Source organism: Gordonia sp. VNK1 (genome assembly GCF_040049135.1).
GTDB classification, from domain to species: domain Bacteria; phylum Actinomycetota; class Actinomycetes; order Mycobacteriales; family Mycobacteriaceae; genus Gordonia; species Gordonia oleivorans.
On record NZ_JBDZDJ010000010.1, the window covers coordinates 101,848 to 115,134 of the forward strand.

At 66.2% G+C, this 13,287-nt stretch carries 9 protein-coding genes and 1 pseudogene; 7 read left to right on the forward strand and 3 right to left on the reverse strand.

Annotated elements, in window-relative coordinates:
• Positions 1 to 27: 27 nt before the first annotated feature.
• The gene (locus tag ABLE94_RS14440) at positions 28 to 1,167 is read left to right on the forward strand and encodes a hypothetical protein (RefSeq protein WP_348807251.1); all 1,140 of its coding nucleotides are present in this window, start codon (positions 28 to 30) and stop codon (positions 1,165 to 1,167) included.
• Positions 1,164 to 2,411: a mannose-6-phosphate isomerase, class I gene (gene manA / locus ABLE94_RS14445; RefSeq protein WP_348809087.1), complete on the forward strand. Its 1,248-nt coding sequence runs from the start codon at positions 1,164 to 1,166 to the stop codon at positions 2,409 to 2,411. The genes ABLE94_RS14440 and manA overlap by 4 nt, the downstream gene beginning before the upstream one ends.
• On the opposite strand, the gene eccE is transcribed toward manA, so the two are convergent.
• Positions 2,405 to 4,159: a type VII secretion protein EccE gene (eccE, locus tag ABLE94_RS14450; protein WP_348807253.1), complete on the reverse strand. Its 1,755-nt coding sequence runs from the start codon at positions 4,157 to 4,159 to the stop codon at positions 2,405 to 2,407. The two genes, manA and eccE, sit on opposite strands and share 7 nt — an antisense overlap.
• A 176-nt stretch (positions 4,160 to 4,335) precedes the next feature.
• On the opposite strand from eccE, the gene eccB reads away from it, so the two are divergent.
• Positions 4,336 to 5,820, forward strand: coding sequence for a type VII secretion protein EccB (gene eccB, locus ABLE94_RS14455; RefSeq protein ID WP_348809088.1), 1,485 nt, complete (start codon positions 4,336 to 4,338; stop codon positions 5,818 to 5,820).
• Between the two features lie 49 nt (positions 5,821 to 5,869).
• Here eccB and hpxO read toward each other — a convergent pair whose 3' ends face one another.
• Together hpxO and ABLE94_RS14465 are read right to left on the reverse strand one after the other, a co-directional pair.
• Positions 5,870 to 7,033: an FAD-dependent urate hydroxylase HpxO gene (gene hpxO / locus ABLE94_RS14460; RefSeq protein WP_348807255.1), complete on the reverse strand. Its 1,164-nt coding sequence runs from the start codon at positions 7,031 to 7,033 to the stop codon at positions 5,870 to 5,872.
• An 83-nt stretch (positions 7,034 to 7,116) separates the two neighbouring features.
• Positions 7,117 to 7,740, reverse strand: a complete 624-nt coding sequence (locus ABLE94_RS14465; protein ID WP_348807555.1) for a TetR/AcrR family transcriptional regulator — start codon at positions 7,738 to 7,740, stop codon at positions 7,117 to 7,119.
• A 91-nt stretch (positions 7,741 to 7,831) separates the two neighbouring features.
• Here ABLE94_RS14465 and ABLE94_RS14470 point away from each other — a divergent pair, with 91 nt between their 5' ends.
• The 4 genes and pseudogenes from ABLE94_RS14470 to nrdE all read left to right on the forward strand — a co-directional run.
• Positions 7,832 to 8,383, forward strand: coding sequence for an NAD(P)H-dependent oxidoreductase (locus tag ABLE94_RS14470; RefSeq protein ID WP_348807554.1), 552 nt, complete (start codon positions 7,832 to 7,834; stop codon positions 8,381 to 8,383).
• Positions 8,384 to 8,793: 410 nt separating this feature from the next.
• Positions 8,794 to 9,027, forward strand: coding sequence for a glutaredoxin-like protein NrdH (gene nrdH / locus ABLE94_RS14475; RefSeq protein ID WP_348807553.1), 234 nt, complete (start codon positions 8,794 to 8,796; stop codon positions 9,025 to 9,027).
• Between the two features lie 180 nt (positions 9,028 to 9,207).
• A complete protein-coding gene (gene nrdI / locus ABLE94_RS14480) occupies positions 9,208 to 9,750 on the forward strand; it encodes a class Ib ribonucleoside-diphosphate reductase assembly flavoprotein NrdI (RefSeq protein WP_348807552.1) in 543 nt (180 codons plus the stop codon).
• A 186-nt stretch (positions 9,751 to 9,936) separates the two neighbouring features.
• Positions 9,937 to 13,278, forward strand: a pseudogene (gene nrdE, locus ABLE94_RS14485) (class 1b ribonucleoside-diphosphate reductase subunit alpha); the annotation flags it as partial.
• Between the last annotated feature and the right edge of the window lie 9 nt (positions 13,279 to 13,287).

The following is a 13,287-nucleotide window of genomic DNA, read 5'->3' on the forward strand; positions in this document are numbered from 1 at the left end:
CGTGACCGGCTGACTACTGTGGTGATCATGCGAACCGGTGCCACCGATCTCGACGACGTCGAGGAACTGATCGCGGCGGATTCCGAAGGCCTGCTGCATGCGGCCGCCCTTGCCGGTGCCCAGGTGCGGTCGGTGGCCGAGGCGATCCGCGAAGGCGTCACCGAGTCACTCGCCGAACTCCGCCCGCGCAGTGTCGTGGTGGTCTGTCCCGGAGGTGGCGCCGCGGCCGCGGCCACCGCGATGATCACCGCGGTGATGGCCACCCGCATCGACGTACCGATCGTGTCCGCGCCCGGACTCCCCGGATGGATCGGACCGCTCGACGTGGTCGTGCTGGCCGGCGACGACGGCGGCGACATGATCCTCGCCGACGCCGCCGCGCGCGCCCTGCGGCGACGTGCCGAAGTCGTGATCGCGGCACCGGTGGAGGGGCCCCTGCGGGATGCTCTGGGCGGCAACGGAATCAACCTCTCACCGCGGATCGATGTCGACCCGCGGTTTCGATTCGCCGGATTCGTCGCGATCCTGCTCGCCGTCCTGACCTCCATGGGTCAGGTGCGGTTCACCGGGACGGCACCGGAGGTTGCCGACATCGCCGACGCGCTCGACGACGAGGCGGCCGCCGACCATCCGGGCCGGGAAACATTCCACAATCATGCGAAAATGCTGGCAGCGCGGCTCGGTGACGGGCCGATGGTGTGGTCGGGGGATTCCCCGGCGACGACGGCGCTGGCCGGGCGAGCTTCGGGGGTGATGTTTGCGGTGACGGGAATCGCCGGTGCGGCACTCGATCTGACCGACATCGGACGGGTGGCCCGCGATCAGTGGGCCGACGCCGGCTCGTCGTCACCGGCCGACGACATCTTCTACGATCCGCAAATCGACGGACCGCGGCCGGATGCACCGCCGCGGGTGCTGGTGACCACATCCGCCTCCCGCGAATGGCACACCCGTCGCCGCATCGAAGGCATCCCCACCGCAGAGGTGGTGGTCGGTGATGGTGACGACATCGACTCCCGCACAACGGCATCCGCTGCACCATCGTGGCCGGGTACCCCTGCCGACCGCGCCGACGTGCCGGCAGATCTCACGTCGTTGCTGGTGCTCATGCTGCGTATCGAGATGGCCGCGGTGTATCTGCGTCTGACCGAGGCCGGGCGCCGATGAGGGTCCTCGAGGGCAATCTCAGGACATACGCGTGGGGTTCGCGGACCGCCATCGCATCGCTCCGGGGCCGGCCGGTACCGTCCCCTCACCCGGAGGCCGAACTGTGGTTCGGCGCCCACAACGCCGGACCCGCATCGGTACTGACCGCCGACGGCACCGCCGAGACCGACCTGCTGACCGCCATCGACACCAACCGCACCGCGGCGCTCGGTACCCCCACCGCCGCCGCCTTCGGAGGCCGGCTGCCGTTCCTGCTGAAGGTTCTCGCCGCCGAGGAACCGCTGTCGCTGCAAGCACATCCGTCCTCCGAGCAGGCCCGCGAGGGATTCGACCGCGAGAACGCGATCGGGTTGCCGATCGACGCCCGCGACCGCAACTACCGCGATCCGTGGCACAAACCCGAACTCGTCGTCGCCTTGAGTGACTTCGATGCGCTGGCCGGTTTCCGCGCACCCGCCACCACCATCGCACTACTGCGCGAACTCCAGGTGAGCGAGCTGGACCCCTATCTGGGAATGCTTGCCGGCCAACCCGATTCGAGCGGGCTGCGGGCGCTGTTCACCACCTGGCTGACGTTGCCGGAACAGACCATCGGCGCGTTGATGCCGCCGGTGCTCTCGGCGGCGGTCACCCTGCTGGAATCGGGACGCAGCGCATTCGGCGCCGAACTGCGCACCGCCCTGCAACTGGGCGAGATGTACCCGAACGACCCCGGGGTACTGGCGTCGCTGCTGCTCAACCGGGTCCACCTGACACCGGGGCAGGGGATCTACCTACCCGCCGGGAACCTGCACGCCTACCTCGACGGCACCGGGGTGGAGATCATGGCCAACTCCGACAACGTGCTGCGCGGCGGATTGACGCCCAAACACATCGACGTGCCGGAATTGCTCCGGGTCCTCGACTTCACCCCGGTCGACGTCGACGACTTGATCCCGGCGATCCGCACGGTCGGTGCCGAACGCATCTATCTGACACCCGCACCCGAATTCCGGCTCTCCCGAATCGAACTCGACGGGACCGGCATGACCCAGCCGGCCTCGATCAGCTTCGACATGCCCGGGCCGCAGATCCTCGCGGTGCTCTCCGGGCAGATCGAGGTCCGGCCGCAGGGCGGGGCGCCGATCACCGTGCCCGCGGGCCGGGCGGCATGGCTGGCCGACTCCGACCCGGATGTGGTGGTACGCGCCGATTCCGCGCGCGCGGTGTTCTTCCGGGCGCTGGTGCCGATCCGCGCTCAGTGACCTCCGGCGTACAACGCCTGTTCCGCGGCGGTGGCGACCATCGTCACCTCGGTGCGATGGCGGCCGGTGAGTACTGAGACCCGCTGCGGCGCAGTGGGATTCTGAATCAGCGCGACGTCCGCCCGGGCTGCGGCGGCCACGTCGGCGTCGGCCATCACGACGAAGCGGGTGCACCCCGGGTCGGGTGCGCAAGCGGGGGTGTTCACGCCGTCGAAGACCTCGACCCGCAGTCCCGACCCCGCCGATACCCGGTGATCGGCGAACGTCAGGAGATGCGGTGCGGCAACAGCCTCGACGAGTCCGCGCCATCGCAGCGGGTCGGCCGCACGGACGATCACCGGGATGCCGGTGGCGACGGTCCGAAGGACCGTCTGCGCCAACAACGTCCGGTCACCGGACACCGCGACGGTGCCGATTCCCGGTCCGGCGAGCGGCACCGCGACCGCGCGGCCGGAACGGTCCGCGCCGACGAGTTGCCCGCAACCCGCTGCCGGGATCTGCATCCGGGAAAGGGCGGCCTGCGCGTCGGCACCCTCGAGTGCGGGCAGCAACCGGTGCAACCGCGACGACGAGGCCATCGGCACACCCGCGGTGAAGGCGTCGAACTGGTTGCCGGGCAACGGACGAAGGCCCCGATGCCGGTGCGCACGCGGCAGATCGGGGCCGCCGCGATGGTCATCGAGGCGCACCAGCCCGGCGACCCGGAGTCCGCCGGCGGCGTTTCGGGACAGGCGGATGGTCAGGGTGGTGGCCGCGGCCGGCATCGCCCACACACGCGTGGCGACCTCGACCAGAGTCGTGGGCTCGACCGCGGCCACACACATGTGCAGGCGCATCGAGCTCACCCCGTTCCAGGCCTCGGTCACCTCGTCGGGGGAACAGCCGCCGGTGAGTTGATCGGTGACCGAGGAGATCTCGGCGGCCGACAACGCCGAGACGGCCAGTCCCTGCTCGGCGAGGCGAGCGATGACCCGACGGGTGGTGATCGTCGCCGCACGCAACGCACCCACCGCACCGCCGCCGCGCCGGGCGATGGCGTCCGGACAGTCCCGGGGATCCAGTCGCAAGATCACCAGGGTGGTACGCAGGGCGGTGGCCGGCAGCGGACCCAGCGTGGCGCGATACGCCGCCGCGGCGCGGTCGGCGCCCCAGGCGCGGCCACCGTGCCCGACGATGTCGATCGATGCCAGCGGAATGTCGTAGGGGTCGATGCACTCGGCCAGTACCTCGAGGGGGATCTGTTGTCCCCATGGGTCGCGCGGCGTCGCAGAGTCCGGGGTGAGGAACGTCGTATCGGGCCCGCACGGATGAACGCGGATCGCGGTGATCAGGGTGTGACCGACCCAGCGTGCGCCGATGGGGGTCTCGGCGTCGGGTGCGCATCCCGCGCCGGCGGCCGTCTGCCGGGCCGGTGGGATGTCGAACGGTGCCGGGATCAGATCGGTCGAGCGTCGTCGGGCCCGCGTCCAGGTGAACGAGATCCGGCGTCCCAGCCGGGACATCGGGGAGATCCCATCACGCCACGGCACGACGGTAAGGCACACCACCGCGACGATCGCCAGGGCGACCCAACCCCACCGTGAGCCCGACGCCGCCCAGACCGCCAGCCCGACGAACAGCAGGACCTCGACGACGACCACGGTGGTCGGTATCGGTGTGCGGCGAACGCGGTCACGACGATGCGCGACGGCCGGATCGGCATCGGGCTCGGTGTGTGGATCGGACGGCGCGTCAACGAGTGTCATCATGGTCCCCCTGCTCCCCGCCTCGCGGCGCTGATGTATCGGCTAGGCTACTACCTCACCGACCGGGTGAACCGGTGTTGGCGCAGTTCGACATTCGAGCCCGTCGACGGGAACCGATCGGGCTCGGGATGCGTCTGATCAGGTATCGGCGTGGTGTGTGGATCGGGGGGTGGGGGTCGATGGCGCGGCAATTGACGACCAAGGCGCAGGTCAACGGTTATCGTTTCCTGCTCAGTCGGCTGGAGCACGCCCTGGTCCGGCGCGACGCCCGGATGCTGCACGATCCCATGCGCTCCTCCGTGCGGGCACTTGCGCTCGGCACCGTGCTGACGGTGTTGGCGCTGGCCGGATTCGGCATCTGGGGCCTGATCCGTCCACAGGGGACGGTGGGACAGGCATCGATCCTGGTCGGCAAACAGAGCGGTGGGATGTACGTCGTCGTCGACGAGAAGGTGCATCCGGTCCTGAATCTGGCCTCGGCCCGACTGATCACCGGCAGTGACAGCGCACCGAAGTCGGTTGCCGACTCGGCGTTGTCGGCGTATCCGCGGGGTCCGCTGCTCGGGATCCCGGGGGCGCCGGTCGCCCTGCCCGCCAGCGCGCACCGCGACACGTCGGTGTGGAGTGTGTGTGACCACCCCGGAACCGGTGAGGACACCACCCGTCGGCTGGCGGTCATCGCCGACCGGCCGGCCACCGGAGCACAGATCGCACCGGCCGGACCGCAGGACGCGGTGTTGGTGACCGATGGTCGGGCAACGTTTCTGGTCTACCAGGTCGTCCGCGGCGAGCATTCGGTCCCGGTACGCGCCGAGGTCGACATGCACGACGCCGCCGTGACGCGGGCGTTCGGTCTCGCCGATGTGACGCCCCGCCTGGTCGGCGTCGGTGTCCTCAACACCCTGCCCGAGGTGGCCCCGTTGGCCGTGCCGCGGATCGGTGGCGCCGGAATGCCCTCGGACCTGCCGATTCCCGACGTGTCGGTGGGTTCGGTGATCCGCACCGTCGGGGTGAACGGTCATCTCGACTACTACGTCGTGCTCACCGACTCCGTCCAGCCGATCGGCGAGGCCACCGCGGAGATGCTGCGGCTGGCCGATCCCGGTAGCCCGGCCGAGGTGCCGACCCGGTCGCCGGCCCCGGTCAATGCCGCACCCCGCAGCGATTCGCTGCCGGTCACCGAATTCCCCTCGCACGCACCGCATCTGGTGTCATCGGCGACGGCTCCGACGATCTGTTCGGTATGGTCACGCGGCTCCGCGGACCCGACGGCGCGGACCTCCCTGCTCCTCGGACGTGGACTGCCGCTGCCCGCGGGGGTCGACGTGGTGACACCGGCCGGCGCCGACGGTGCCGGGCCGCTGATCGACGAGGTGTACCTGCCCGCGGGCTCGGGTGAGTTCATCCAGACGACCGGCAACGAAGACGACAGCACCCGCACGGAATCGTTGTTCTACCTGAATGATTCGGGTGTCCGGTTCGGCGTCGCGGACATGGCCACCGCGCAGGTGCTCGGACTCGGTACCACCCCGGCGTCGGTACCCTGGGCCGTCGCGTCGCTGCTCGTCGCGGGCCCGACACTGTCGCGGCACGATGCGTTGGTGGCCCATGACGGTATCGCGGCGGATCCGTCGGGTCGGGCCGTGCCGGAACCGGAGAACTGAGCCGGCGGAGGTCGGGCGGGTCAGAGCACCGACCGGCCCGGCCGGCACGTCACACCGGCGTGACCGGACCACCCATGATGTTGCCGACGATACCGCGAATGATGTTGGTACCGTCCTCGTCTCGCAGTTCGGCGTACCACTGCGAGGTCTTATCCGGATCCTTGCCGTGGGTGACGTCGCATCGTTTCCGTGCGCGCAGGACGAGATCTCCCGCCCGCTCGGCGCGGGTCTTCTCGTACTCGGCGAGCGCGGCATGAACGTCGTCGGGATGTTCGGCGAAGGCGAATTGCAGTGCCACGGCATCCTCCATCGCCGAGCAACCGCCCTGACCGATGTCGGGAGTCGTGTTGTGCGCGGCATCGCCGAGCACGGCGACACGTCCCTTGACCCACGTGTGGAACGGGTCGAGGTCGAGGATCTCGACCCGATTGGTCGTCGCCGGATCGAGTGTCTCGATCAGTTTCTGGACCCCGGGGGCCCAGTCGGCGAACTCCTCGGCGAGGACCTCCCGCGCCGTTCCCCGTTCGAAGGGAACACCTTCGGGCATCGGGACGTCGAAGAAGAAGTAGAAGCGGTCACCGGCGATGGGCATCACCGAAACGCGCCGACTGTCACCCACGTAGGTGGTCCACTCCGTCGCCGGGCCGATCTCGTCGTCGACGGCGACGAGACCGTTGAAGTTGACGTAGCCGGCGTAGCGGCGGGTGACCGGGCCGCCGAGCACGTACTCGCGTGTCAGTGATTTCGCACCATCGGCCCCGATGACCAGGTCGGCCGAATCGGTGCTGCCGTCGGCGAATTCGACGGTGGCGGCCTCGGGTCCGTCGCTGACCGACACCATCTTCTTGCCGAAGTGGATGTCGTCGATGCCGTAGGCCTTCATCAGCATCAGCTGCAGTTCGGCCCGCGCCACCGGATACGGGCGCTGGCCGACCTCGTCGATGAGAGGCTGCATCGAGAAACGGCACATGGTCTCACCGGTGTGGGCGTCGACGTAGCTCATCGTCTCGACGATGCCGCCGAGTTCGGCGACCTCGTTCTCGAGGCCGAGGTGATTGAGGCACAGGACACCGTTGGACCACACCGAGATCGCGGCACCGACCGGCTTGTTCTCCGTGACCTGTTCGTAGACCTCGACATCCACGCCGAGCTTCTTCAGGGCGATGGCCGCACTGAGCCCACCCATACCGGCACCGATGATGATCGCCTTCACGCTGACTTCCTTTCGCCTGACCCTCCCAGGCTAAGACGGTGGCGGGTTTCGTGCGCGCCGAGTGGGAACCCGCGCACCCGGTCTCAGTGCGGGCCGATGCCGGCGGCGAGGGTGCGGATGAAGTGGTCCCATTGGTCGGCGATGGTCGCGAGGTCGAGTCCGACGACCTCGGTGAGGTGGGCGACCGCAGATGCTCCGAGGGGAGCCTGGATCGCGATCGCGAGCGCGTCGACGTGATCACCGAATCCCATCTGGCGCAACAGGATCTGAATGTGTTGCGTCGACGAGCGCCAGACCGGGTGCTTCATGAACTCGCCGTTGTCGGCGCCGGCCTCGAGCAGGATGTCGAGGTGATCGGTGGTCATCTTCAGCCGGGCCCGCCCGTAGGCGAGCAGCCGGTCGAGGGGCGGCGCGCCCGGGCCGAGCGGGGACGGACCGGACAGGTACGCCTGCTGCAATTCGGATTCGGAGTGATCGAGGAGGGCATGCATGAGTCCGGTCCGGCTGCCGAACCGACGGAACACGGTGCCCTTGCCGACACCGGCCTCCGCGGCGACGGCATCCATGGTCACCGCCGCCGCGCCGCGGGTGTCGATGAGGTTCTTGGCCGCGGCCAGCAACAGCCGGCGGTTGCGGGCTGCATCGGCGCGTTCGGTCTCACCCGGTGCGGTGAGATGCAGAGGAATCGCGTTCTGCTCGTCGGACACGTGATGAACCTAACTCTTGACGCCGTGGCGAAATATTCGGACCGTGGTCCGGTTGATTCTATCAACTTGTTTTGACCACAGGAGGAGCAACATGACCGATTCGACCGTTACCGTCGTCGCCCTGGTGGGCAGCCTGCGCCGCGACTCGATCAACCGTCGCCTGGCCCAGGCGGCCGCCGACAACCCGCCGGCCGGTGTGACGGTGACCGTCGTCGAGGGCCTGGACCGTCTGCCGTTCTACAACGAGGACATCGACGCCGGTGACCTCGACGCGGCCGTGGTGGCGCTGCGTGAGGACGTCGCCGCGGCCGATGCGGTCCTCATCGCGACGCCCGAGTACAACGGCACCATCCCGGCGGTCCTGAAGAACGCCATCGACTGGCTGTCACGTCCCTACGGACAGGGCGCGATGACCGAGAAGCCGGTCGGCGTCATCGGGGCCGCACTGGGCCGCTACGCCGGGACCTGGTCGCGTCAGGACACCCGCAAGGCCGTCGGCATCGCCGGCGGGCAAGTTGTCGAGGACATCGACTTCGGTTTGGCGACCGCCGGCCTCGCCGACGGTGCGCTGCCGGCCGAGGTGATCGACGATGTGGTCGGTGCGGTGCGGGTGCTGGCCGATCAGGTGCCCGCACGCGTCTGACGTCGTCGCTCGTAGGCATCCACGAGGCGTGTCCCGGATCTGCTCCGGGCGCGCCTCGCGGCGTCTCCGGTGGCCGGCGTCCGGTCGTCGGTATCACCACCGGGTGCGACACGCCCGACGCGCCCGGGACACGCCGGGATTTGAGATTGCGTACCGGCCGCGACCAGCGAGTTTCATGAATGTGATTCACAACTTCTAGTGGTGCTCGGAAATGTCAGGCACTAGGTGTAGTGTTCTCAACACCAGCCGGACCGAGACGCGAGAGTGCCGTAGCGGTAGGAGAAGTTCGATACACGCAGTGACCTGCGTCACGATCTTCACGCTGGGAAATCGGGCTCCGAGGGGTCCGTGACCACACCCGACCGACGAGCATCTGCTGATCATCACGTGACACGAGGAGCGTTCTGCGAATGGCAATCACCGTCTACACCAAGCCGGCGTGCGTGCAGTGCAATGCGACCTACAAGGCCCTGGACAAGCATGGCCTGGAGTACGAGGTCGTCGACATCAGTCAGGACGACGAGGCGCGCGACTACGTCATGGCCCTCGGGTACCTGCAGGCACCGGTTGTCGTCGTCGGCGACGACCACTGGTCGGGCTTCCGCCCGGACCGCATCAAGGCCCTCGCCGCCGCCGCTGCCTGACGCGATCGCCAAGTGCCGATCCGGAGGGGAAGTCGGGATCGGCCGGGCTCGCGCGCAGCACGTGGACGCGGTTGCCTGCCCCGTGAGTGATTCCGTGGCAGGCAACCGGACCACAACTTTCGAGAAGAAGACCTCAGCGGCCGCAGATGGCCGTTCACGATCCGGCAGGCGGTGGGAGAGATGGTGGAACAGCCGACCGGCACACCGCCGCTCATCGTGTACTTCTCCTCGGTGTCGGAGAACACCCATCGTTTCGTCGAGAAGCTGCGGCTGCCCGCGGTGCGCATCCCGTTGATCGACCGGGGCGCCCCGAACGCCGTGACCGCAGACGCCGGGAACGCCGCAGGCAGGATCGGTTCCTTCGAGGTCGACCAGCCGTTCGTGTTGATCTGTCCCACCTATGGGGGCGGTAAGTCCTCCTCGATGGTTGGCGGTGGCTTCGTCCCCAAGCAGGTCATCCGCTTCCTCAACAACCCCCACAACCGCTCGCGCATCCGTGCGGTGATCGCGGCCGGCAACACCAACTTCGGCGAGGAGTACTGCCTCGCCGGCGACATCATCGCGCGCAAGTGCTCGGTGCCCTACCTCTATCGATTCGAATTGATGGGGACCGAACACGACGTCACCCGCGTCCGCGAGGGACTGGCGGAATTCGGCGCCACCATGGTCGCCGACCTGCGTGAACCGGAAGTGTCAGACCCCACGCCTATCGTGTGCGGGTGAGGGGTTCGCACCCCACCCCACGATCACAACAGCCAGCACGTCCACGAATCAGCACGCCCATCACCCGTTTCGACACCCACCAACAGGAGAGTCTCCGTGTCGCCCACCACTTCTGTCTCCGACGTGACCACCGACACCACCACCTCGGCGAGCAAGTCCGGCGTGCACGCGGGACCGGCCGGACACGATCCGGGCGAGCTCGACTACCACGCGCTCAACGCGATGCTGAACCTGTACGACGCCGACGGTCGTATCCAGTTCGAGAAGGACCGCGAGGCGGCGCATCAGTACTTCCTGCAGCACGTCAACCAGAACACGGTGTTCTTCCACGACCTCGACGAGAAACTCGATTACCTCATCGAGGAGAACTATTACGAGCCCGAGGTCCTCGAACGCTACGACCGCGAATTCGTCAAGCTGCTCTTCGGGCACGCGTATGCCAAGAAGTTCCGGTTCCCGACCTTCCTCGGCGCATTCAAGTATTACACCAGCTACACGCTGAAGACCTTCGACGGCAAGCGCTACCTCGAGCGGTTCGAGGATCGCGTCTGCATGGTGGCGTTGACCCTGGCCGACGGTGATACGACGCTGGCACGCAATCTCGTCGACGAAATCATGGAAGGCCGTTTTCAGCCGGCGACTCCGACATTTCTGAATTCGGGAAAAAAGCAGCGCGGTGAGCCCGTGAGTTGTTTTCCGGCCGGGACTCCGGTCGATACCGAGCACGGCCCCCAGGCCATCGAAACACTCAAGCCCGGCGATCGGGTGCTCTCCCACGACGGCACGTATGCCGCCGTGGAGAAGCTGATCGAGAACCCCAATGATCAAGCGCTGGTGTCGATTTCGCACTTCGGACACAAGGAGCCGATCCTCTGCACGCCGGAGCATCCGATCCTGGTCTGGACAACGCGGGAAGTAGACACCATCATCGGCGGCGATGGCGCCGACATCTTCAACGGCTTTGTGTGGCTCGCGGCCAAGGACATCGATCCGTCGGACTTCATCGTCACCACGGCACCCTCTCAGGGGCGGCCAGTGCGACGCCACGACCTGATGGCGTACGTGGGGGAGGGGACATACGAGGAAGTCGATGGGCTGATCCAGAAGGTCAACTCCGACAAGAAGCACCGAAACAAGCAGCGTCACAGCCAGACGTTCAACTCGGTCAATCGGTATGTCGAAGAGTCCTATGACCTCGGATTGATCCTCGGTTGGTATGTGGCCGAGGGGCATGTTTCCAAGCGCTCAACGAACAGATCCGTGCCCAACGGTGTGCACTTCACCTTGGGTGCACATGAACTCTTCTATCAGAACGATCTCGCGGACGCCTTCAAGCGAGTCTTCGCGACCGACTTGCGGGTCCATGAGAGCGTCAGCGACCATTCGGTCCGAATGGTGTGCAACAGCAAGGTGATCGCGGAGCTGCTGCTCTCCCTTGCTGGGACCGGCTTCGGTGACAAGCGGCTTTCGGCGGATGTGCTCACCGCAGATGAGGAGTTCCAACGTGGACTGCTCATCGGGCTCTTCCGGGGCGACGGCTGCTCAACCACCGGTGGAATGATGGTGGATCTGGTGAATCCTGAACTGGTCGACCAGGTTCAGTTGATTCTGCGACGACTCGGCATCATGTCCACCGTCCGGCGCTACGTCAACCAGGCGGGCAACATCACGGGTCAGGCATTCGTTCCCGGTACTCCGGGTACCAACGAGGATTTCATTTTCGACGTCGGGAAGAACCTGCACAACTATGTCGGTCGCAAGGGCGCCCTACGGACGACCTATCAGGTGGTCCACGGCCGCCATGTCTATGGCATTCGTGAGCTGAAGCACACCGATCAGACTCCCGAGAAGGTGTACAACCTCCACGTCGAGGGGACCCACACGTATTCGATTCATGGGACCGTGGTCCATAATTGTTTCTTGTTGCGAATCGAAGACAACATGGAATCCATTGGGCGGTCGATCAATTCGGCATTGCAGCTGTCCAAACGCGGTGGTGGCGTCGCCCTTTTGTTGTCGAATATCCGCGAGCACGGTGCGCCCATCAAGAAAATCGAGAATCAATCGTCGGGCGTTATTCCGATCATGAAATTGCTCGAGGATTCTTTTTCCTACGCCAATCAGCTCGGCGCGCGTCAGGGTGCCGGTGCGGTGTACCTGCACGCCCATCATCCCGACATCTACCGCTTCCTCGACACCAAGCGGGAGAATGCGGATGAGAAGATCCGCATCAAGACCCTGAGCCTGGGCGTGGTGATCCCCGACATCACCTTCGAGCTCGCCAAGAACAACGACGACATGTACCTGTTCAGCCCGTACGACGTCGAACGTGTCTACGGCAAGCCGTTCGCCGACGTCAACGTGACCGACACCTACCACGAGATGGTGGAGGACAAGCGGATTCGCAAGACGAAGATCAAGGCGCGCGAATTCTTCCAGACCCTCGCCGAGCTGCAGTTCGAATCGGGCTACCCCTACATCATGTTCGAGGACACGGTGAACCGGGCCAACCCGATCGACGGCAAGATCACCCACTCCAATCTGTGCTCGGAGATCCTGCAGGTGTCCACGCCCTCGACGTTCAACGACGATCTGTCCTATTCCCATGTGGGCAAGGACATCTCGTGCAACCTCGGGTCGCTGAACATCGCCAAGACGATGGATTCACCCGACATCGGCGCGACCATCGAAACCGCGATCCGTGGCCTGACCGCCGTCAGTGACCAGACGGCGATCACCTCGGTGCCCTCGATCGAGAAGGGCAACAACGACTCTCACGCGATCGGCCTCGGCCAGATGAATCTGCACGGCTATCTCGCCCGGGAGCGGATCTTCTACGGTTCCGAGGAGGGTGTGGACTTCACGAACATCTACTTCTACACGGTGCTGTTCCACGCCCTGCAGGCGTCGAACACCATCGCCCGCGAGCGCGGCAAGGCGTTCGCCGGCTTCGAGAAGTCGACGTACGCAACAGGCGAGTTCTTCGACAAGTACACCGAGCAGGTGTGGGAGCCGGCGACGCAGCGTGTGCGAGAGCTGTTCGCCGAGGCCGACATCCACATCCCGACCCAGGATGACTGGCGGGTGCTGAAGGCATCGGTCGCCGAATACGGGATCTACAACCAGAACCTGCAGGCGGTGCCGCCGACCGGATCGATCAGCTACATCAACCATTCGACCAGCTCGATCCACCCGGTCGCCGCCAAGGTCGAGATCCGCAAGGAAGGCAAGATCGGTCGCGTCTACTACCCGGCGCCGTTCATGGACAACGACAACCTGGAGTACTACCAGGATGCCTATGAGATCGGCTACGAGAAGATCATCGACACCTACGCCGCGGCGACCCAGCACGTCGATCAAGGCCTGAGCCTGACCCTGTTCTTCAAGGACACCGCCACCACTCGTGACGTCAACAAGGCACAGATCTACGCGTGGCGCAAGGGAATCAAGACGCTGTACTACATCCGACTGCGTCAGATGGCTCTCGAGGGCACCGAGGTTGAGAACTGCGTGTCGTGCATGCTGTGATGGGCACCC